This is a genomic window from Amycolatopsis eburnea (assembly GCF_003937945.1).
In the GTDB taxonomy this organism is placed as follows: domain Bacteria; phylum Actinomycetota; class Actinomycetes; order Mycobacteriales; family Pseudonocardiaceae; genus Amycolatopsis; species Amycolatopsis eburnea.
Genome location: NZ_RSEC01000003.1, coordinates 1 through 381, shown reverse-complemented (window position 1 = coordinate 381; position 381 = coordinate 1). Strand labels below are relative to the sequence as shown.

At 53.0% G+C, this 381-nt stretch carries 1 rRNA gene; it reads left to right on the top strand.

Annotated features, from left to right (window positions below):
- Nucleotides 1-54 precede the first annotated feature (54 nt).
- Nucleotides 55-381, top strand: a 23S ribosomal RNA gene (locus tag EIY87_RS00255); the annotation flags it as partial.

Here is a 381-nt window from a genome sequence, read left to right as displayed (position 1 = left end):
GTTTGTTTCTGGTGTGGTGTTTGAGAACTGTAGAGTGGATGCGAGCATCTTTGTGGTCAAGTTGTTAAGGGCACATGGTGGATGTCTTGGCTTCAGGAGCCGATGAAGGACGTAGGAGGCTGCGATAAGCCTCGGGGAGCTGTCAACCGAGCTGTGATCCGAGGATTTCCGAATGGGGAAACCCAGCACCAGTGATGTGGTGTTACCCGCACCTGAATATATAGGGTGTGTGGAGGGAACGCGGGGAAGTGAAACATCTCAGTACCCGTAGGAAGAGAAAACAACCGTGATTCCGTGAGTAGTGGCGAGCGAAAGCGGAAGAGGCTAAACCGTGCATATGTCAAGCTGTCAGGCGTTGTGTGTGCGGTGTTGTGGGACCCA